A 21,654-nucleotide genomic window follows, 5' to 3' on the forward strand; every position below is an offset into this window, starting at 1 on the left:
GTTTTCATCTACATATTAGGAGTAACATCATGGCCAAGCCCACAACTAAAGGAAACAAAGGAAACGCAAAGCTTGGTATGGGGCAGCCCGATGTTTTAGACCTAACATCTAACCAAGGTAATTTGGGTTTGGCTTCTGATCCAGTTCCCTCACAAAGCAGTACCGGGATAGATACTTCCAATACTGCGCCTACAACCCTATTTTCTGGAAAGGGGAAGGGATTAGGCTTAGGGAATGGATTTACTCCTCCTGGACTCGACAAGCCCAAGCCTGAGAACTGGCAACGAGGTCTCAATATCAAAGGCAAAGGTTGGGAAAAGAACTTTGGAGATGGTGTCACCGTTGATGATGATCTCGATACTGGGATTCATCCCGATTCTAAAGCCAACTGGAGCATGGTCTTTAATGATGAGTTCAACGGAACCGAGCTAGATCGCACCAAGTGGGACACCGAATACTACTACGGCAGCCGCACTAACTCCTTCAATAACGAATTGCAATATTACACCGATGCTGGCAACTTCGAATTCAATGACGGCGTGATGTCCATTGTTGCCAAAGAAGAAACCGTTGAAGGAGAAACCTGGTTTGACTCCGGTAAAACCTTTGACTACACTTCTGGCATGATCTCAGGCCACGACAGCCTCTCTTTTACCTATGGTCACTTTGAAATTAGTGGTCAATCTCCTACCGGACAGGGACTATGGCCAGCTTTTTGGATGTTGCCTGAATCCGGTGAATGGCCCCCCGAAATTGACATCATGGAAATCTTGGGAGATGACACCAGCACGGCCTATACCACTGTTCACTACCAAGATCCCTCCCAAGCAGGTAATCACGGCATGGAAGGAAGCTGGTTTAGTGGGATCGACTTTGCCGATGGCATGCACACCTTTGCGGTGGACTGGCAACCTGGAGAACTGACTTGGTTCATCGATGGCATGGAAGTGTTCAATACGACTGAGAACGTTCCTGACCAACCCATGTATATGCTGGCTAACTTGGCTGTGGGTGGTAACTGGCCCGGTTCTCCGGATGAAACTACCGAGTTTCCTAGCAGCTTTGATATTGACCATATCCGGGTCTACCAAGATTCAACCTCTACTGAAAGTGGTCTAACAGGCGGATCTGCTGATGACATGCTTTCCCGTGTAGGTGAAGGTTTTCTAGAAGGGCAAGGTGGTAATGATACTTTGGTGGGCGGAACTGGCTCTAACCGCTTAGTGGGTGGAACAGGTAACGATACCCTGATTGATTTAGAAGGGTATGACATCTTCACCGGTGGAATCGGCAATGACCTGTTTGTTTTAGGAGATGCCAGCGGTTCAGCTTATGACTCTCCTTTCTATGATGGGTATGCTGTTTTGACCGACTTCAATGCTGCTGAAGATATGATTCAGCTCAGCGGCAATGCAAACAAATATAGTTTGGGGGCAGCTTCCGAGGGTGATGTCTCGGGTGCAGGACTCTATCGTGGTAATGACTTGATTGCCATTGTTGAAAATACAACTGTCGAATCCCTTGACCTGGATGCCTCCTACATTAGCTATGTGTAATTTAGAGTGAGCATAAACAAAGTCCAAATATTGCCTGGTCGATATTTGGACTTTGTCTTTTGAAGGATATTGTGAAATCAAACGAGCGGTCTGATCAGACCGCTTTTGAGCTTATTTTTGCTGCGTATTGCTTACTTCCGTTTAAGACTAGTAGGTAAAGTTGAACCAAAAAATTTGCTTAGGAAGCTTGTTGCTGCCAAAATCTTTCCGTGTAACCGATTAGTCTTAATAGAGTATTGGTACAAAACACTGTATGTTTGCAAGACACCTAAGGAAGGGGAGTCCGAGTCTTAGCTGCAAGCTCGTCACCTTTACCCTTATCACAAATCTAGAAGTAACACTCCCGCTGGTTCAAGTGGGTAATCTGCCTACCTCCTCCGGTTCTCAAATTCAAACCTGATAAAGACTTGTTGTGATTAACCCTAAGCAACAAACCGTAGTACTGCTAACACGCTCGATTTTGGGGGATTTTTTCCGCCAAACTCGAACGCGCATTTTGCTGTTGTATGTTGTGCTGATGGGGCTATTCACAGGACTCGCTATTCCCCTATTTCAGGCGTTGATAACAGCACAGGTCTCTCTGCGAGTGCGCAATGATTTGAGCGAAGCCCATGAAATTTTTCATACAGCCTATATGAATTGGGAACGACTGCCCAATCAAACATTGGAAGATTTAGAGACCTTCGCAGATGATTTTTTAGTCAATCAACTCCCGGAGGACGATAACTTTTTTATCTTTATTATTGGGGGAGACTTATACCACTCCAATCCCCCTCAATTACTCCAGCCCATGCGACCTGGGTCTGAACTTTATGAGCAGTGGCTCGATATTACTCAGTTCACTCGGGGAGAGCAGGTCACAGATAATCCCAAGATTGGGACCGTTCTCTATAAAGCCGAACCGCTGATTGTAGATGGTGACCCACTCGGCGTGATGGTTCTTGCCCATGCAACAGCGGGAGAACAGCATGAGGCTTTAGCAAGCGTCTATACCTTTATGTTAATGGAGGGAGTTGTTGTGCTGATCTCCTTGCTCTTGGCTTGGTTTGTGACGGGGCGATTGTTTGAACCTGTGCGAGAACTTGCGATCGCAGCGCGTAACATCAATGAGACCGATTTAACCCAGCGCTTATCTCCTCAAGGCTCGGGAGAATTAGCAGACCTGTCTCAAATCTTTAACGCCATGATGGACCGACTCGAACATAGTTTTAATAGTCAGCGTCGCTTCGTCAATGATGCTGGCCATGAACTACGGACCCCAATTACGATTGTCCGAGGGCATTTGGAATTAATGGGGAAAGATCCGAAGGAACAGGAGGAAACGATTGAACTGGTGATGGATGAGCTGGATCGAATGAGCCGCCTAGTTAAGGATATGATTACCCTGACCCAGTCGGAACATCCAGATTTTCTCCAATATGAAATGATTGATCTGAGGCAGTTGGCTCATGATCTATTGACGAAAGCGCAAGCCTTGGCAGAACGTGACTGGCAATTGAATCTAGATTGCTCTGGTTCCATGATGGGCGATCGCCAACGGCTAACCGGAGCGTTACTGAATTTACTGAGAAATGCTGCTCAACATACCCCACCAACCGGGACGATTGAATTGGGCTGTCAGCAAACCCTCACTCAAGTCATTTTTTGGGTACGAGATAACGGATCGGGTATGTCCCCAGAGGAACAACTGCGAATTTTTGACCGATTTGCTCGATTAGGCAAACGCCAATCAGATGGATCGGGTTTAGGGCTGGCTATTGTGAAAGCGTTTACCAAAGCTCACCGAGGAAAAATTGATTTGGTAAGCCAACCTGGTGTCGGATCTACCTTTAGAATTACGCTACCCCTCTCCGCCCAAAACAGCACTGAGATGTAATGGCATAGAGTATTGCCAAAAGCCCAAAAACTGCATTAATGGGAGCTTTCGAAGAAGCTACAGAGTAAGCGAGTTAGGCGAGGCTACAATTTTTATGCAAGAGGTGTGGGCTGGCCCCATAACCTGCTTTCGGTTTCTCTTGGTATATATTTTGAGCTTTTTTCAAAAACGAGCATGGAGGGATTCGAACCCCCGACCCTCAGAACCGGAATCTGATGCTCTATCCGACTGAGCTACATGCCCCCATTGGGGTAGATTACAAAATCTACCCGCCAGTATAGCGTTTATGGGTTGTTGCCATAACCACAAGACTTGAATTTTAGCCGAATCCTTTGCTGCGGCTGCTGGAAACGGTGGCTAAGCAGTTTTCGATTTGCGATCGCAACTTGTCATGATCCAAATCCTGGCCAATGAGTACCAGCTGATTTTTGGGCTCTCCTCTCCAGTCCTCATCATCGAGGGAGAAGCGCTTACCACTTAAGTGAAAGACGTGCCGCTTTTCGCTTTCATCGAACCACAGAATTCCTTTAGCTCGGAACACGTTGAGGGGTAGTTGTTCATCCAGGAACTTTTGAAACTTGCGAACTGAGAAGGGGCGATCGCTCTGGAATGAGAGGGATGTAAACCCATCGTTATCTAAGTGATGGGAGTGATCATGATCATGCTCGCAATTGCTGTGGTCATGGTCGTGATGATCATGGTCATGATGGTCGTGGCTATGGTCATCACTGTGGCCGTGGTCATGGCCGTGTTCGTGTTCGTGGTCGTGCTCATCATCAAAGTACTTATCGGATTCAAATAGCCCGACACTCAAAATCAGGGGTAGGGAAACCTGACTTTTCGTGGTTCTAATGATCCGAGCGCCTTCTCGCATTTCCCGAACGCGCACTTCTAGCAGATCTAAATCCGCTTCATCCACCAGATCAGCTTTGTTAAGCAAGATAATATCGCCATAGGCAATCTGACTTTGGGCCGCTTCGCTATTAAACAGATCCAAACTAAAGTTTTCAGAATCGACCATGGTGACAATTGAATCTAAGCGAGTCACATCTCGCAAGTCAGTGCCCAAAAAAGTCAAAGCAACAGGTAAAGGATCAGCTAACCCAGTAGTTTCGACCACCAGATAATCAATCTTGTCGGACCGCTCCAGAACCTTATAAACGGCTTCTACCAAATCGTTGTTGATGGTGCAGCAGATACAGCCATTGCTCAGCTCTACCATGTCTTCGCCAGTGGAGATCAGGAGATCGTTATCAATGCCAATCTCGCCAAATTCATTGACCAAAACAGCCGTTTTTAGACCTTCCTGATTGGAAAGAATGTGGTTTAACAGGGTCGTTTTACCACTGCCCAAAAAGCCCGTGATAATGGTGACGGGTAACCCGCGCTTGTCCGCCGTCGAGGTCTGAGTGGGTTCTGTCGTTGTTGTGGTCATAATCTTGCTCAGAGGTGCAGCTGCTGAAGAATATACAAAAGAGGTTAGCCCCTTCCCCTCATACTAAAGGATGGCACTCTGGGAAAGTGCTAAATTTTTCTAAACCTAAGGCCGTTCAGTCACTCGATCTGGAATCACGGCCACCGACTGCCAAACGGGCAACAAGTCTTTCTGTAAGACTTCTAACCAAGTGGGCCAATGCTGATCGATATGGGCAAGGGTGGCCTGTTTCATCTGGGCTAGCTGATCTGGGTCATGATACAGGGTTGCGATCGCACCCGCCCACGTCTCTGGCAGATCATCTTCAATGACGACGCCATCTTCCCCAGAGGCTTGTACTGACTGGTAAGCCCCTCCGTGGCTAGAAATAATCACAGGTAAACCAGATGCCCTTGCTTCCACAATCACATTGCCAATGGTTTCTGTTTGGGACGGAAACACAAACAGGTCGGCACTAGCAAAAATAGGACCCAGCTGATCGTGGTCAATCGTTCCGGTTAAGGTCACATGGTCGCCAAGGATGACCTGCACTTCTTGATCACTGCTGCCTTGGCCAACGACGAGGGCATGAACGGGTAAGCCCTGATCGAGCAGAACTTTCACCGCCTGGGCAAACGTGAGGATATTTTTACAGGCATCTAGGCGACCCACGAATAACAGCAGAAATTTTCCGGGAGGCAGGCTATAGGTTTGTTCCAGCCAAGGGCGATCACGATGTTGAGGATGAAACAACGCCTTATCGATGCCCCGACGGAGGTGAGAAATGTGTGACTGGGGCAAAACGCCATTCACTACGCCAAAGTCTGAGGGCTGAGCGGTCAACACATGGGCACAAGATTGCCAGTAGCGTTTTTGCCGAGCTACCATCAGCTGCTTATACCGCCGGGGGATTTGCAGCTGTTGAGAGAGCAAATGATTGAACCATCCCTGACCAAACAGTTTTTCCAGGGCTTGTTCCGTATAGATTCGGGAATATTCTGGCGTGTCGGTATGAATCGAGGCAATCAGGGGTTTGCCTTGTTGCTGACAATACCGTTTGGCTGTTTTCCCAAAGGTGAATTGAGGATGGGTGATATGGACAATATCGAGTTTTTCGAAATAGGGAACGAGGGAGGGGTTCGAGGGGGCAATATCCGTATGTCCGGGCACATCCTTTAGGAAGGTTAGACGTTCGGTGCTAAATCGGGGGGGATGCAAGACATAGCGAACATGGGGAGCGAGTTCAATTTCCTGTTCTTGATCTCCTAGGAAATGCAGGCTTAACTCTAGCTCTTCAGGCAAAGTGGCTGCGGCTTTGGCAAAGGATTCCCAGCATTTCACATGCCCACCTGCGGCTTGGTGCCATCTCAAGTCTATAAAGACCCCAACCGAAACCATATCTCATCCTTTAACTGATCGTGATCACAGAATATCGAGAGGCGGTCCCCAATAATAGCGATTTGAAGTAACCTGCTGGCCTGTTGACTCAACAGATGGCTGTAAACCTCGCCAGAATGCAATTTAAAACTAACGTTTGGAGCTGCAAGGAGCAGAACTGCCATAATATCTATCCCGACTGGATAAATCAACTGCAACCGATACAAGATTGTCCACCAGGTAAAGCTGGTTTTTGATACGCTATGGTTGCTTCAGTGATCTGATGGTATTTGAGGGATGGACCTCAATTGAAGTTTCTAACTTCAGAAACTTCCCTGTGACTGCATCTTAAATGAGGAGTGAAACAATGCAGAAAACCCTATTTTTGAGTCCCCCCTCTTTTGATGGATTTGACGGTGGTGCTGGGGCCCGATATCAGGCCAAACGAGAAATCACCTCTTTTTGGTACCCAACCTGGCTCGCGCAACCGGCGGCATTGGTGCCGGGAAGTAAGCTGATTGATGCGCCTCCCCATGAACAAACTGTTGAGGACGTGCTCAAGGTTGCCAAGGATTATGACCTGGTGATTATGCACACCAGCACTCCCTCTTTAGCCAACGATGTTAAATGTGCGGAAGAGATTAAGGCCCAAAAGCCTGGTACTCAGGTAGGTTTTATTGGCGCTCACGTTGCGGTCTTACCGGAAGAAACCCTGCGGGATAACCCCATTATTGATTTTGTCTGTCGCAGCGAATTTGACTATACCTGCAAAGATGTGGCCGAAGGCAAACCGCTAGCAGAGATTAAGGGGCTCAGCTATCGCGACCCGGATAATCAAATTCAACATAATCCAGAGCGGGACTTAATCCACGATTGGGATGCGATGCCCAGTGTTCTTCCCGTTTATAATCGCGACCTGGATATCAAAAAGTATTTCATCGGCTATCTCCTTCATCCCTACATTTCCTTTTATACCGGGCGGGGCTGCCCCGCTAAATGCTCCTTCTGTCTGTGGCCCCAAACCATAGGTGGCCACAACTATCGGGCCAAAAGTCCCGAGGCCGTGGGCAAAGAAATGGAGCAGGCCAAATCTCTGTTCGGAGATACGGTGCGGGAATATATGTTTGATGACGATACCTTCACGATTGATAAACCCCGTGCGATCGCGATTAGTGAACATCTCAAACGCCTTAAGCTCACCTGGAGCTGCAACGCTCGGGCCAACCTCGACTACGACACCCTCAAGCAATTGCGAGACAACGGACTCCGCCTATTGCTGGTAGGTTTCGAGTCTGGGAATCAGGACGTTCTAGACGGCATCAACAAGGGCATCAAACTGGAAGTGGCCCGTAAGTTTATGGCCAACTGCCGCAAACTCGGTATCACCGTCCACGGCACCTTTATTATTGGCCTTCCCAACGAAAGTCAAGAAACCATCGAAGAAACGATTCGGTTTGCCTGTGAGGTGAGCCCTCATACCATTCAAGTTTCGATTGCAGCTCCCTATCCCGGTACAGCCCTTTATGCCCAGGCTCAAGAGAATAACTGGTTTAGCGATACGTCTCTATTAGCAGAGTCAGGGATTCAAACCTCCACCTTGGCCTATCCCAATCTCTCTAGTGCAGCGATTGAGGATGCAGTAGAACGCATGTATCGTCGCTTCTATTTCCGGCCCCAAGCCATTATTCCGATTGTGGGTGAAATGCTGGGAGATCCGCAAATGTTGGTCCGCCGCCTACGGGAAGGGCGGGAGTTCTTTGCTTATTTGAAGGAGCGACAAACCGGCGCAGCAGCTAAAGCTTAAGGTTGTCCCCTGGAGGGTTGAGTGGCCTTCTCCATAGAACTTCCCTCCCGCCCAGGAGGGGGGAGTTAGGGATTTTAGAAACAATGAAATTCAACGTCAGTTAGGGAACCATCTAATACACATTGAAATCATTGGGGGTTATGCAAGTGATGATTAATTTGGGTAGCAGAGAACATAAGCAACTATTCTGTCGCAGCTTTCTGGACACTTCTTTAGATTACGAACCCGAGAATTTACCCTGGCCGAACCTCGATTCAGTCTCCTTGAAGCGATTGCGGGGAATCCCTTTTTGGCGGGAAGCGCTTTTAACGGAGAGTGAAGCCGGGGTGATGGTGAGTGCTTTTGCCGAAACGATTTCTGATCCCCTGATCAAAGAAGCCGTTGCCCTCCAAGGTCGAGAAGAGCATCGCCATGCCCGTTTATTACAGCATCTGATTGAGCGGTATGACATTGAAGTGTCGCCTTTACCTGAAATCACTGTTCCCGAACAGATGGAAACGGCATTCACTGATTTTGGTTTTGGGGAATGTCTGGATTCCTACTTTGCCTTTGGCATGTTTGATTTAGCCCGCCAAGCCCAGTACATGCCGGAGAGCATGTTCAAAATTTTCGATCCGATTTTGGATGAAGAAGCCCGCCATATTGTTTTCTTCGTGAATTGGGTGACCTATCTGCAGATCCAACAGGGCTGGAAACTAGAAGAACTACGCAGTATGAGAGCGTTCTGGCACTATGGCAAGGCCTTAAAAACTTTAATTCAAGCCTTTGGCAGCAATGAAAATCAGCAGGAAGGAAAACCTTTTACCGCCTCTGAAGCAGGACATTTTATGGACGATTTGACGGCCAAGCAGGTCTTAAAGAACTGCTTGGATGCCAACCACCAACGCATGGAACGGTTTGATGAGCAATTGCTTCAGCCCCTATTGATGCCTCGGTTATCCAAACTGGCCTTGACCTGTCTGCGTCTATGGCCCAGCCGCAATCCAGTCCCATCGGTACAGGGAGGCTAAGATGCCAAATGAGATTAGGGTAGGGTTGCCATGACATCCCCACGATATGTAATCGTCAATGGCGATGACTTTGGGTTTTCCCACGGGGTCAATGAAGGTATTATTCAGGCCCATACCGAAGGCATTCTCACCAGTACCAGCTTGATGGTGACGGGGGAGGCAGTTGAAGAAGCGGTTGACCTGGCCAAACAGCATCCGAGTCTGGGGGTGGGTCTCCATGTCGTTTTGGGCTGTGGCAAAGCCGCCCTGCCGCCTGATCAAATTCCCCATCTAGTGGATGAGCAGGGGCGGTTTCCAGATAATCCGGCCCAGGCAGGTTGGCGATACTACTTCAATCAGGCCGCTCGGCAAGAGCTGTATCAAGAAATTGAGGCCCAACTGCAGCATTTCCTCGCCACAGGCTTGCCCCTATCCCATGTGGATGGGCATTTGCACCATCATGCTAATCCCGCAGTCCTGGACGTCTTGATGGCTTTGGCACCGAAATATAACATCCCCATTATCCGGCTTCCCCATGAGGAGTTGACCTATACCTTGAAAGCAGATTCCCAGGGCTGGCTAGGGAAGGGACTGGGCTGGTCCGTGTTTCGGCTGCTGCGCCATCATGGGGAGCAGGTGCTGACCGCCCAAGGGATACGGTATGCTGAGCGGGTCTACGGGCTATTGCAATCCGGTTCAGTGACAGAGTCCTATCTGTTGGGGTTAATTCCCCAAATTCAGGCCAATGTCATAGAGCTATATGCCCATCCTGCGATCCCATATCCCCACGAACCGATCAATGGGCCTGAAGGAGCGGGAGAGCGGGAGCTGGCGGCGTTGCTGAGTCAGTCTGTGAAAGCCCAGCTTCAATCCAGTGGATTTCAATTAACCAATTATCCTGAACTCATCGCTTCAGCTGCATTTTGATCAATTTTCTACTGATTGTCTTCCTTATCTCCACTCAAGTGCTCGGTGATATTTGGCTGAGTCGGGGAATGAAAGTATTTGGTGAGATCACGTCTTACCATCCCGAGGCATTAGGGCAGCTAGTCGGCTATTTATTCACCAGCCCTTGGATTGGGATGGGGGTCGTCACCCTCACCATCTCTATGCTCATTTATCTCGTTTCCCTCACCCGACTAGATATGAGCTTCGTGCTGCCCATGCACGCTTTTAGCTATGTTCTCAATGCCCTCATGGCTTGGCTGATCTTAAAGGAGCCGGTCTCTTTGGCCCGTTGGTTAGCGGCGATTTTTATCTCCTTGGGAGTGTTTATTGTGGGCTGGAGTAAGCGCATTGACGATCGCAAGGCTCAGTCGCCGCAAGAATCCGATCCCAATATAAAATCCTCCTTGCTGCTGCTGCTTCCCTTGAGTTTCTCCTTACCTAAGATGTGGCTGGGAGTATTGGTGTTGGTGTTGGCCGACTGTACTGCGGATATCTTGGTGGCCCGTGGTGTCAAGAAAATTGGCACATTTTCAGCCCGCTCTCTGACATCAATTTTGCGATGGCTGAAGAGTGTATTTATGAATCCAGGGGTACTGATCGGGGTTGCGAGCTATACCGTGTCGTTTCTGATGTTTATTTCGCTCCTGAGTTGGGCGGATATTAGCTTGGTTCGCCCTGCCACGGGTTTAGGCTACATTATCAATCTCTGTGGTGCCCACTTTATTCTTAAGGAGCATATTTCTCCGGGACGGTTAGCTGGCATTATTGTCATTGGTTGGGGTGTGGGCATAATCTCTTTAACGGGTTAGGCCCCTGTTTCCATGTTGGGTGTATGACTGCTTATCTTCCTTGGCTGATCTTTCCGTTTTGCTGTACGGCGGTATTGTATTACTGCTATGCCATCTATGCGACGGTCGATTTTTTTCGGCAATCCCAACCTTTTGATCCTGATTTCCATCCTGCCGTTACCATCCTCAAACCCCTGTGCGGTGTGGATGTGAATACCTATGAGAATTTAGCGTCCTTCTGTCAGCAGGATTACTCCGAATATCAAGTTATTTTTAGCGTGCGGGAGGCCACGGATCCGAGTTTGCCGATTGTGGAGCAGCTGATTCAGGCTTTCCCTGGTGTGGATATTGAGTTAGTGGTTTGCGATCGCACTATTGGTACCAACCTCAAAGTCAGCAATCTTGCCAATGCTGTGGAACAGGCCAAGCATGACGTGATTGTGCTGGCAGACTGCGACATTCTGGTCCAATCTGATTATTTACAACACATTGTCCAACCCTTGGCAAACCCCCAGGTGGGCGTAGTGACGTGTCTCTATAATTCTTGGGCCAAAGGGTGGCTAGCCGGATTTGAAGCCTTGGGGATTGCTACCCGCAACCATGCCAATGTACTCGCAGCCCATAAGTTGGAAGGTATGCATTTTGCCTTTGGCTCGACCATTGTGATTCGTCACGCTGCCTTGGCCAAAATTGGAGGTTTTGCGGCATTAGCAGATCACCTGGCTGACGATTTCCATATGGGGAATTTACCCACTCAAGTAGGCTATCAAGTTGTTTTGTCCCCCTATATCGTGGAGCATCAACTGGCGACCACAAATCTATCTGAGTTCTTTCATCGTCAAGCCCGCTGGGCTAGGTGCATTCGGGTAGAACGATTTTGGGGCTATGTGGGATTGCTGTTTACCTTTGGCACCACAAGCGGAGTCTTTTTTCTGTTGGCGACTCAAGGGTCAATTTTGGGGTGGTCAGTTCTGGTAATCATGCTAGCGAGCCGCTGGCTAATGGCTTGGGTGATTGCGATTTACTATTTCCATGACCGGGTGGCTCAGAGATTATGGTGGCTGATTCCCCTGCGGGATTTAGTCAATTTTGCTATTTGGGGGTATGGAATGGTAGGGACAACGGTGGAATGGCGTGGATATCGATATAAGCTCCGCAAAAATGGCAAGCTTTCCCAAATTATCCCATCTGGATAGTCTTTTTCTTCTTCTTGATCACCTTGCAACTCAACGATAAAACGCGCCCCTGCTAGCCATCAAAACTAGCAGGGGCTTTAATTTCTGGGTGATCAATCAGCGCTTTTACACGTATTGGAAAGCATCAATCCGGGCGGGTGACCTGAATATTTGATTGACTAGGATATTGGGCGTTTTGATTAGAATTAAAGACGTTAAAGACTAAAACAACGCAATAAGCAAAAATTAGAGTTAATTCGATGGTTACTAGTTTCCAGATTTGCATATTCCCCCCCTAAGATAGACAAGGTTTGACAAGATTTATCTAGGATAACGCAAATAAAAAAAGATAATGATTACTAAATTCTTAAAAAAGAAATAGTGTATCAGTTGATGCAGTTTTTATTATTCTGAAAACAATGACTGATATAGCTTTTGTTTATTTATCAGAAGTATAAAGACGTTGCACCATTAGTCTTTTTTTGGAAGAATAAAATCTATTTTAGTTGTTGTTTAGCCTAGAAAAAAAACAGTGACGAAAAAAAGATACTTCTAGTAAATGGTGTGGATATTAGCGATTCAGTGAACTTTATCCATAATTGTTTTAATTTTATTGAATATATTAGTATTTACTCTGAATTGATTAGGAAGAGTGTTCCCCTCTTTGGCAGAGATGTATCACAAGCCTGGCTTGGCTCTAGAAATGAGCATTGTAGTGATCACCCTAGAATCCCTTGAGACACTAGCTTTGATACTTTACAGTCTAGAAAATACAAGATATGAAGTTCCAATGCCAGTGTGAGTTAAAACTCCTGAAAGGCTGATTTTGTAGAGGAATCCAATTTTTTAGTGACAGAAGAGGTTCTTAGCTTTGCCAGACTATGGTTGTATAGAGCCCAATATAGAGAGGCTGCATACCATTCTCCAGAAGAGATCAACCTTATGTCAGAAATATCTTGATGCTGCGTTTTAAAGGGAGAATGATTGAGATATAGCAGCTACGAACTAGAAAATGTAATGATTGAGATATAGCAGCTATGGACTAAAAAATCTTTGGAATCGAGGATTTAAGCTAATTTAGAGCTATTTCCTTGCCTGTTTGATGCTGAGTACTTTAAATTCTGATATTGGGATGATGGGCTGAGATGATCTCAAAGGATTGAAGAGAAATGAGAAATCATCATTATTGGTAGGTAAGAAGATTGAGCTGAGATGGATTCTCCACCTGTTATATACCCCATGCAGCCATCCATCAGTAAATAGACTGCTACGAGGCCTACTGCAGACACAGCCACAAGTACCCCAGCAAAAATGAGAGACTTCTCACTAGAGTGGTGAGCCATCTTCATTAATTGCAAGGACCACATCACAAGTCCAATAGCACCGACAAGCAGAATAATCATAACTTTACTTATTTTAATAAAATTAAAGACTAATCCACCACAAAAAATGCAGGATTACAGGTTGATTTAAGAATCAGCTTTGGCGAATAGGAACTTGATGATCCTGCAAATGCGCTTTTATTTCAGCAATTGAGAGTTGTCCATAATGAAGCAGTGATGCTAGCAAAGCCGCTTCAGCCTTGCCGTCTGTTAAGGCTTCTCGAATGTGTTCGCAGGTGCCAGCCCCACCAGAAGCAATCACTGGAATCTCGACTTGCTCGGCAATAGTGCGAGTTAATTCCAGGTCATATCCGGCTTGGGTGCCATCACCATCCATGCTGGTGATTAATAGTTCTCCTGCCCCCCGTTCTTCCATTTCCTTAGCCCAGGCGATCGCATCTAATCCCGTGTTGTCGCGACCTCCCCGCACAAAGACGTCCCAGCCGAAGTTACCGTCGGTTCGACGACGGGCGTCTATGGCTATGACAATACATTGGCGACCAAACCGTGTGCTTGCTTGATTAACAAAGTCTGGATTGCGGACAGCGAAAGAGTTTAAGCTGACCTTATCGGCTCCCGCTCGTAACAGTTTTTTAATGGTTTCTAAGGATTGGATCCCACCCCCCACGGTCAGGGGAATAAATACTGCTTCAGCGGTACGGTACACCACGTCAAAGATAATGCTGCGATCTTCATGGGTGGCGGTGATGTCTAGAAACACTAACTCATCGGCCCCAGCCTCGTTATAGATTTGGGCGAGTTCAACAGGGTCTCCAGCATCCTTCAGGTTGACGAAGTTCACCCCTTTGACGACTCGTCCAGCTTTAACGTCTAAACAAGGCAAAATTCGCTTGGCTAGCATGGTGCTTACTCTTTCAATTGGATATGACAGGAATGTTCTATGGGCTTGGACTTCTAAGCCAAGTATTATCCTAAGCTACTGAGTCATATTTGTTGATTCGAGTGATTCCACAGGCCAGAGATGCCAATGCACTGACCCCTTTTGGGGCCAGTTTTGGAATGGACCTGGAAATCGAGGGGAATTGTTGATGGGAGTTCCCCAAAAGTCTTGACTAGGAAGGGGCAAGGTGGGGATGGCTAACTGGGGAAACACGGCAGGATCGGCTACATCTAAATTGGGCGTTGATACACCTAATGTGATGGCGCCCTGGGCAATGGCACCATTAACTACTTCACCCCCCTGAATCAAAGGCGCAATGCTATTTGTGTCATTTCCTGTGAGCTGCTGCCACCAAGGTAAAGGTAAAGCGAGGGTCTGGCTCCACTGGTCAAAATTGGGCTGCTCTGCCTTGGGTAGTTGGCCTGTTTCAAAAGCTTTTTTTAACGTAGCGACGATGCGTTCTCGTTTTACAAATTTAGAACGGTGGTTCCACACAAATTGTTGAGGTGCTTGGCCTGCCCACTGCCAAAGAGTGCCATTAATTAGCAAATTGTAGTCAGATTTGTTATCAATTTCGGGTTCCATGGGGTACGGCAGGCTCATATGGCCGCGATAGTTATCAACAAGAACATTGCCGTAAATCCGTTGCCCCCTTGTACCCGCTTGTTCAGGCGTACCATCTGCTTTGGCATATCGACGGTCGGTAACGGTTCGCATATATATGCCAAAGTGAGTGTTGGCCTGTAACCAGTTGTGGGCAAGAGTGACGCCGCTGGCATCGTGGGTGTAGATGCCTTCTCCTAATTTTGTAAATGCAACTACGTTGTTATCAACCAAGATGGGGCCGCCTCCCAATTCCACGAATATGCCAGCCCCTTGATTACCCAACACGAGATTGCGACTGACACGGGCATTTCGATAGACGTTATCGACCCAAATGCCAAAACACTCATTGTTGCGCAGGACATTGCCAATAATTTGACCATCCACAAATCCGTGAACTTTGATGCCCCCTGTTTCTGGAGCTGTAAAACCTAAGCGATTGTTGCGTTCAATCACGTTGTAGGCAATTAAGGATTCTGTTTGTTTCCAGCCCGCGATCCCCCCTGCGCCGTTGTCCGTAACCCGATTATTTCGAATAACGTGATACCCCACGCCCTCTGGGATCGGTTGCTCTAAACCATCGATGTCATAGCGTCCTTCGCTACCACTATCAATCCCCAGGCTTTTGGCAAAGCGAACCGTGTTGTTTTCAATGAGCCAATGGTGTCCGGAGCGGGTGCTCAAAATTCCTGCTTGAGGAGATTGACTACGCCAAAACCCGCTGGGAAAGGGGTTAGCCCCATGCTCCATAACAAATCCCTTGACATGGATATAGCCTAGTCCACGAATTTTGGGGGCAAAGACGGCTCGACGGGTGCTGACTTCTAAAAAAGGAGGCTTTGATACGGGATAAGCCTGGTCTAGGTGAACCCTAAGCCAACGTTTTTGGGGATCGAAATACCAAGCTCCAGGTTGGGCAGTCAGGGTTTTCTGATCTAGAACTTGGCGTAGGGGCAGACTTTGGCAAAAAACTTGACCGCGTAAATACCCCTCTGGCATCCGCTCAAGTTGCTTTGTGAATGGATCCGGGTCTGGAAATAGTTGCTTGGGCAAGGGGCCTTCCCAATAAGCAGATGAGGTCGTTGAGGCATCGGCTGATACCGGGGTTGCTGACCAAACCTCTGACCCTCGGAGGACGACGGTTTCTCCTGGTACAGCTTCATAGACAATCGGTTGATCCGGGTTTCCGCTTCGAGGAGGAATGACACGCTCTCGGTAAATCCCGGCATGGACCAGGATGGTGTCACCGGGCTGAGCCTGTTGTGCTGCGGCATTGATGGTTCGAAAGGGCTTATTTTCGGTTCCAGGGTTGCGATCTGAGGCAGAGGACTGTTGCTGGGCAACGACAAGCGGATGATTCGATTCTGCTCGAAGGGTCCATGGGCTGAGTCCCCAAAGACAGATTGCCAGGAGGAAGGACAGCAAAATCAACGGAAGTTTGTTGTAGCGCATAGTTCAAGGGTGAATGACTAAACCGATATGCCTCCTTCGATCCTATGCAAAAAAGAGGGTATTGAGTTTGCTATTTGGCTGAGGAAAGCCGTTCAACAAGACTTGCAACACTTGTTGGAATCGCAAAATAATAAAATGTGAGTGAAATTGAATTTTGCGATCGCATATGCAAATCCACCGACTACCTGCCTTTTCTGATAACTATATTTTTGTTCTCCATGATCCAGAGCAGAATATCGCCGCTGTGGTTGATCCAGCTGATCCTCAGCCCGTGCTCAAGAAATTGGACGATTTGGGAGCTGAATTGGTGGCGATCTTTAACACCCATCACCATTCGGATCATGTGGGGGGCAATCGGAAACTCCTCCAGGCTTTTCCAAACGCTGTGGTCTATGGAGGAGAACAGGATCGAGGTCGGATTCCCGGACAGCAGCACTTTCTAAAACAGGGCGATCAGGTCTCTTTTGCCAATCGCACGGCTGACGTGTACTTTGTCCCTGGCCATACCCGTGCCCATATTGCCTATTACTTTCCCCCGTCTTCAGGAGAAGAAGGGGGTGAACTATTTTGTGGCGATACCTTGTTTGCAGGGGGATGTGGACGTTTGTTTGAAGGCACTCCAGCTCAGATGGTGGATTCCTTGAGTAAGCTGCGCAATTTACCTGAGAGCACCCGAGTTTGGTGCGCCCATGAATATACCCTCAAAAATTTACAGTTTGCCCTCACGGTTGATGGAGACAATTCACACCTAAAAAATCGTTTTAAACAGGTGCAATACGCTCGCCGTCAATCCCAGCCGACGGTTCCTTCAGACATTGGTCTGGAAAAACAAACCAATCCCTTTCTGCGGTGGGATCAGCCCCATTTAATTATTCATACAAAAAGCAATACCCCGGTCCAGTGTTTTGCACGGTTACGGGGTATGAAAGATCAGTTTTAGATAGGTGTATTAAGAGAATTAGCTCAGGGCGTTAAGGCCGCAGGCCGCCACCGCTAAAACGGCAACGCAGGCGTAAAACGTCGATACGACCCGCACTTCGGGCCAACCAGATTGCTCGAAGTGATGGTGAATGGGAGACATCTTAAATAGGCGTTTACCCACGCCATCCGGCCCCTTAGTGGCTTTGTAGTAGGTGACTTGAGCAATAACGGATAGGGATTCCACCAGAAAGAGACCACTAAGGATTAGCAAGGCCCATAAGGTATTGGTGATCAGTCCCACTGCTGCTAGGGCACCACCCAAAGCCAAGGATCCGGTATCGCCCATAAAAACTTGAGCTGGATTATGGTTGTGGGCTAAAAAGCCTAAGCAGCTTCCCGATAGACAGGCACAGAAAATCATCAATCCCGGCCAGCTAGGAGCAACCACAAGGGCAAGTCCTAGGAATGCGATCGCACTCGTCCCTGCCGCTAATCCATCCATGCCGTCCGTTAAGTTAACGGCATTACTTTCTGCAGCCACGACGAAGGTAGAGATGGCCAAAAACAGCACGCCAATCGGAAGAGTGAACCCAAAAGGCAAAGCCAACCCGCTAATATCCGTTCGGGTTAAAAAGAGCCACAATCCGAAGATCAGGCCACTGCCTAACTCAATGCCCAACCGCAACTTAGCTGAGATGCCCTTGTTCGACTTCTTGCGCAGGATTTGCCAATCGTCAAACCAGCCCACCAACCCCAAACATAGAGTGAGGAGGACGGCTGCGGATACTTCGAGTACGTTAACGCCGGTCGTGGCCACCCAGGTCCAACTCAGTACCAAGGCAACCGGCATAAAGAAAATGCCGCCCATGGTAGGCGTGCCCGCTTTTTTGAGGTGACTTTGAGGACCGTCGGCTTGGATGACTTGGGATGCTTTCAGCGATCGCAACACTGGAACCGCCCAAAACCCCAGTAGAGTAACCAATAGGGTGCTTGTCCATAGGGGAGCCACAATCGTCAGGGCAGGGGTGTCCATGCGACCTGAATGAATATCAGTGGCTAAAGCGACGCCACTTAAACTCAGGAGCAATAACCAATACAAATTACGGCCAGCCCCAGATCGAGTTGACGCAGTGGTCTTATTTGCAAGGACCATGTTTTTTTACTTAATCCTCATCGTCATCCGACTCTTCCTCGCCACCCATCAGGGCATTGATTTCTTCGCTTTCCTCTTCTCCTACGACTGTTTTGGCCCTTTCCTGGTTGTCTCGATCCATTAACCGACCCGATCCTTCCAGCCATCCCAGGATAGATGCATCTTGTCGAGACTCCATGATCGGAGCTTTTTGTTCGCGAGGTTGTTGACGGAGAGATGGGTTTTCCATTGTTTTTGATGACGAAAAGGATGGTGTTGGCGCGGATGCCGCTTCTTATCTTACTCAGATAATGGGGATTTGGCACTCTTCAAGCATAGAGCGCTGTCAAGTTTGGAAAAAAATTTCTCGATGGGTAAATAAAAATACCTGAATCTCACGATTCTAATTCAGCTAACTCCATCCACCGCTCTGTAGCGGTCTCAATCTCTGCTTCCAGGGTGGCGAGTTGATCAGAGAGCTGCTGTACTTCAGAAAGATCATTAGGGGGTGAGCCGTATAGAGTTGTCTCTAATTTGGCTTTCTTCGTTTCCAATTCCGGGATCTTATCTTCCAAATTGGCAAACTCGCGTCGTTCATAATTCGACAGACGACGAGACCGAGCAGAGTCTTGAGGCTCGTTTACAGGTGCTTCTGGAGTGACTTCTGCCTCCTTGACTTTTGCTGGCTGGTTGAGTTCTGCTTTTGATGCCTCGGCCTGCCTGATATCCAGATATATGGAATAATTGCCGGGATAGCGGCGAACTTGAGCATCCTCCAAAGCAAAAATGTAGTCGACGGTCCGGTCGAGAAAATAGCGATCGTGAGAAACCACCACCACACAGCCATTAAAGTTTTCCAAATAGTCTTCTAGGACGGCTAGGGTCTGCACATCCAAATCATTGGTGGGCTCGTCCAAAATCAGTACATTGGGGGCACTCATCAGCACCCGGAGTAAAAACAGCCGTCGTTTCTCTCCCCCAGACAGTTTGTGAATAGGGGCATACTGCTGGTTGCCCGGGAACAAGAATCGCTCGAGCATCTGGGAGGCCGAAATCTGGCTGCCATCTGCCGTTTGGATAAACTCTCCCACTTCTTTGACGTAGTCAATCACTCGCTGATCCTGGTTGGACGCGGCAACCAGATCATCTGAATGTTGGTCGAAGTAGCCAATATGGATGGTCCGACCTATCTCAACTTGGCCTGCATCTGGCTCAACTCGCCCGGTCATGATGTTCATTAAGGTGGACTTGCCAGTGCCATTGCCCCCAATAATGCCGATGCGGTCTTCAGGGCTAAACTCGTAGGAAAAGTCTTGAATTAAAGTTCGATCACCATAGCTTTTTGAAATTTGGGCCAGCTCAATCACCTTTTTGCCAATCCGACGACCCGGTGTGTCGATGTCTACTTTGCCCTGAGCCTCTTTGAATGTTTGATCCTGCATATTATGGATCCGGTCAATTCGAGCCTGCTGCTTGGTACTGCGGGCCTTTGGCCCCCGTTTCAGCCATTCCAGCTCTCGCCGTAAGATGCCCTGATGTTTGCGTTGGCTTTTGGCGGTGGCCGTTTCTGCCAAGGCTTTCTTTTCTAAGTAATAGGAATAGTTACCTGAAAAGGTATACAAATCCCCCCGATCAATTTCCAGGATTCGATTGGTGACTTGATCCAAAAAGTAGCGATCGTGGGTAATTAGCAGCAACGCCCCTCGATAGCGCTTTAGATAGCTCTGTAACCATTCCACCGACTCTGCATCTAAATGGTTGGTGGGCTCATCCATCAGTAGGAGGTCAGGTTCTGAAAGTAGGGCAGTTGCCAGGGCGATGCGCTTCCGATATCCGCCTGAAAGATCCCCAACCCTCGCTTCAAAGTCCGTAATCCCCAATTTGCTCAAAATGATTTTGGCCTTGGTTTCTAGTTCCCAGGCCCCCGTCGTTTCCATTTGGGCGGAAATTCCGGCTAGCTTGGCCATCAGGTTTTCTAGTTCGGCCCCCTCCACCTGAGACATTTGGTGGGACAAGTCCTCGTAAGTGCGGACTAGCTGCATCTGCTCGTTACTGTCGTTAAACACCTGATCCAGGACGGTGAGTTCATCGTCTAGTTCTGGCTGTTGGGGCAGATAGACAATAGTTGCTCCCGAGTTGACTTGGCGTTTGCCCCCATCAATGGATTCCATCCCGGCAATCATTTTCAGGACTGTGGACTTGCCCGAGCCATTCACACCGATCAGACCAATTTTGTCATCGGGTTCAATGCTAAAGCTCGCATCTCGCAGAATTTCCTTGATGCCAAAATCCTTGCGAATGCTCTGTAGCGTTACAATGCTCATCTGATTTGTGGTGAGATAATAAGGAGATTTCCCTCTTGAGAAATGGGTCTCAAGGAAGCAAACACTCCAATTGTAGGGGGAAACCATGACTGCAACATTATCCAAGCCCCAGGGCAATTTCTATTTAGGTTGTGCAATCTGGGCCTATAAGGGTTGGCTGGGGGATTTTTACCCCCAGGGCAGTGCTTCCAGCCGGCTGCTACAGCTTTATGCTGAACGGTTAACGACGGTTGAAGTCAACGCTACGTTTTACTCCACACCGTCTCCAGAAACGGTTAGTCGCTGGGCTGAGCAAACTCCAGAATCCTTTCGATTTTGCCCCAAGTTTCCCCGCACCGTCTCTCATGCGGGCCTATTACAACCCCATATTGATGAAGCGATTGATTTTATCCAGCTCATGCAAGGCTTAGGTCCTCGACTGGGTCCGCTTTTCGTCCAGCTGCCCCCCAGTTATGGTCCTCAACAGTTCCCGGACTTAGCGACGTACCTAACTGAGATTAATTCGTCTAATGTACCCTTAGCTTTAGAAGTTCGACATCCACAATGGTTTCAACCGCCCCATGCTGACAAACTGAATAATTTGTTGACGTCACTCCAAGCTGGCAGAGTCTTGTTAGACTCGCGCCCCATTTATCAAGGACCGGACGATCCACAAGTGCATTCTCAACGCCGTAAACCGAAGCTGCCACTACAGCTTGCAACGACAGCACCCTTTACGGTGGTTCGCTATATCAGTCATCCCCAAAAAGAATTAAATGATGTGTTTTTGGGAAATTGGGTGAATATTCTGCAGACTTGGTTGCGACAAGGGATTGATACTTATTTCTTTGTCCATTGTCCTTTGGAAGAGCAGTCCCCCAGAACGGCTCAGTTGTTTCAACAGCTTTTGCAGGAACAGATCGATATTCCACCGTTACCCTGGGATCAACTCACACCTCCCTCAACCCAGCTCAGTTTGTTTTGAAATAGCTTGCAGTCGTTGTTAGTCAACTAAGATTCACCGCTCAACAGA

The 21,654-nt window shown here is 48.1% G+C and carries 16 protein-coding genes and 1 tRNA gene; 9 read left to right on the top strand and 8 right to left on the bottom strand.

Going from position 1 to position 21,654, the window contains the following annotated elements; all coding sequences use genetic code 11:
* Window positions 1–29 precede the first annotated feature (29 nt).
* Both HRE53_RS25060 and HRE53_RS25065 read left to right on the top strand, forming a co-directional pair.
* Window positions 30–1,556, top strand: coding sequence for a family 16 glycosylhydrolase (locus tag HRE53_RS25060; protein ID WP_235108391.1), 1,527 nt, complete (start codon window positions 30–32; stop codon window positions 1,554–1,556).
* Between the two features lie 412 nt (window positions 1,557–1,968).
* A complete protein-coding gene (locus HRE53_RS25065; RefSeq protein ID WP_235108392.1) occupies window positions 1,969–3,432 on the top strand; it encodes an ATP-binding protein in 1,464 nt (487 codons plus the stop codon).
* Between the two features lie 169 nt (window positions 3,433–3,601).
* Here the strand turns inward: HRE53_RS25065 and HRE53_RS25070 are convergent.
* The 3 genes from HRE53_RS25070 to HRE53_RS25080 all read right to left on the bottom strand — a co-directional run bounded on the left by HRE53_RS25070 (window position 3,602) and on the right by HRE53_RS25080 (window position 6,244).
* Window positions 3,602–3,675, bottom strand: a tRNA-Arg gene (locus HRE53_RS25070).
* A 76-nt stretch (window positions 3,676–3,751) separates the two neighbouring features.
* Window positions 3,752–4,867, bottom strand: coding sequence for a GTP-binding protein (locus tag HRE53_RS25075; RefSeq protein WP_235108393.1), 1,116 nt, complete (start codon window positions 4,865–4,867; stop codon window positions 3,752–3,754).
* A 105-nt stretch (window positions 4,868–4,972) separates the two neighbouring features.
* The gene (locus tag HRE53_RS25080; protein ID WP_235108394.1) at window positions 4,973–6,244 is read right to left on the bottom strand and encodes a glycosyltransferase; all 1,272 of its coding nucleotides are present in this window, start codon (window positions 6,242–6,244) and stop codon (window positions 4,973–4,975) included.
* Window positions 6,245–6,590: 346 nt separating this feature from the next.
* On the opposite strand from HRE53_RS25080, the gene hpnJ reads away from it, so the two are divergent.
* The 5 genes from hpnJ (at window position 6,591) to hpnI (ending at window position 11,948) form a co-directional block, all read left to right on the top strand.
* Window positions 6,591–8,027: a hopanoid biosynthesis associated radical SAM protein HpnJ gene (gene hpnJ, locus HRE53_RS25085; protein ID WP_235108395.1), complete on the top strand. Its 1,437-nt coding sequence runs from the start codon at window positions 6,591–6,593 to the stop codon at window positions 8,025–8,027.
* A gap of 140 nt (window positions 8,028–8,167) precedes the next feature.
* A complete protein-coding gene (locus tag HRE53_RS25090) occupies window positions 8,168–9,037 on the top strand; it encodes a ferritin-like domain-containing protein (RefSeq protein ID WP_315875973.1) in 870 nt (289 codons plus the stop codon).
* A gap of 30 nt (window positions 9,038–9,067) precedes the next feature.
* Window positions 9,068–9,943 (top strand): hopanoid biosynthesis-associated protein HpnK, encoded by an 876-nt coding sequence (gene hpnK / locus HRE53_RS25095; RefSeq protein WP_212665770.1) that lies wholly within the window; start codon window positions 9,068–9,070, stop codon window positions 9,941–9,943.
* Window positions 9,940–10,773, top strand: a complete 834-nt coding sequence (locus tag HRE53_RS25100; RefSeq protein WP_212665771.1) for an EamA family transporter — start codon at window positions 9,940–9,942, stop codon at window positions 10,771–10,773. The genes hpnK and HRE53_RS25100 overlap by 4 nt, the downstream gene beginning before the upstream one ends.
* A gap of 23 nt (window positions 10,774–10,796) precedes the next feature.
* Complete coding sequence (gene hpnI, locus HRE53_RS25105; protein WP_235108396.1) at window positions 10,797–11,948, top strand: bacteriohopanetetrol glucosamine biosynthesis glycosyltransferase HpnI; 1,152 nt, start codon at window positions 10,797–10,799, stop codon at window positions 11,946–11,948.
* Window positions 11,949–13,403: 1,455 nt separating this feature from the next.
* Here hpnI and hisF read toward each other — a convergent pair.
* Window positions 13,404–14,171: an imidazole glycerol phosphate synthase subunit HisF gene (gene hisF / locus HRE53_RS25110; RefSeq protein ID WP_235108397.1), complete on the bottom strand. Its 768-nt coding sequence runs from the start codon at window positions 14,169–14,171 to the stop codon at window positions 13,404–13,406.
* A gap of 75 nt (window positions 14,172–14,246) precedes the next feature.
* On the bottom strand, window positions 14,247–16,265 hold the full coding sequence (locus tag HRE53_RS25115) for a right-handed parallel beta-helix repeat-containing protein (protein WP_212665775.1): 2,019 nt from the start codon (window positions 16,263–16,265) through the stop codon (window positions 14,247–14,249).
* A gap of 166 nt (window positions 16,266–16,431) precedes the next feature.
* Here HRE53_RS25115 and gloB point away from each other — a divergent pair, with 166 nt between their 5' ends.
* Window positions 16,432–17,205, top strand: a complete 774-nt coding sequence (gloB, locus tag HRE53_RS25120; protein WP_235111252.1) for a hydroxyacylglutathione hydrolase — start codon at window positions 16,432–16,434, stop codon at window positions 17,203–17,205.
* An 18-nt stretch (window positions 17,206–17,223) separates the two neighbouring features.
* Here the strand turns inward: gloB and mraY are convergent, their stop codons facing one another.
* From mraY to HRE53_RS25135, 3 genes are all read right to left on the bottom strand, one after another.
* Window positions 17,224–18,339 (bottom strand): phospho-N-acetylmuramoyl-pentapeptide-transferase, encoded by a 1,116-nt coding sequence (gene mraY, locus HRE53_RS25125; RefSeq protein ID WP_235108398.1) that lies wholly within the window; start codon window positions 18,337–18,339, stop codon window positions 17,224–17,226.
* A gap of 10 nt (window positions 18,340–18,349) precedes the next feature.
* The gene (locus HRE53_RS25130) at window positions 18,350–18,568 is read right to left on the bottom strand and encodes a DUF3134 domain-containing protein (RefSeq protein ID WP_212665778.1); all 219 of its coding nucleotides are present in this window, start codon (window positions 18,566–18,568) and stop codon (window positions 18,350–18,352) included.
* Window positions 18,569–18,713: 145 nt separating this feature from the next.
* Window positions 18,714–20,642 (bottom strand): ABC-F family ATP-binding cassette domain-containing protein, encoded by a 1,929-nt coding sequence (locus tag HRE53_RS25135; RefSeq protein WP_235108399.1) that lies wholly within the window; start codon window positions 20,640–20,642, stop codon window positions 18,714–18,716.
* Between the two features lie 85 nt (window positions 20,643–20,727).
* Between HRE53_RS25135 and HRE53_RS25140 the strand changes: the two genes are divergently transcribed.
* Window positions 20,728–21,606 (top strand): DUF72 domain-containing protein, encoded by an 879-nt coding sequence (locus tag HRE53_RS25140; RefSeq protein WP_235108400.1) that lies wholly within the window; start codon window positions 20,728–20,730, stop codon window positions 21,604–21,606.
* Window positions 21,607–21,654 lie beyond the last annotated feature (48 nt).

The organism is Acaryochloris sp. 'Moss Beach', assembly GCF_021497025.1.
Lineage (GTDB): Bacteria > Cyanobacteriota > Cyanobacteriia > Thermosynechococcales > Thermosynechococcaceae > Acaryochloris > Acaryochloris marina_A.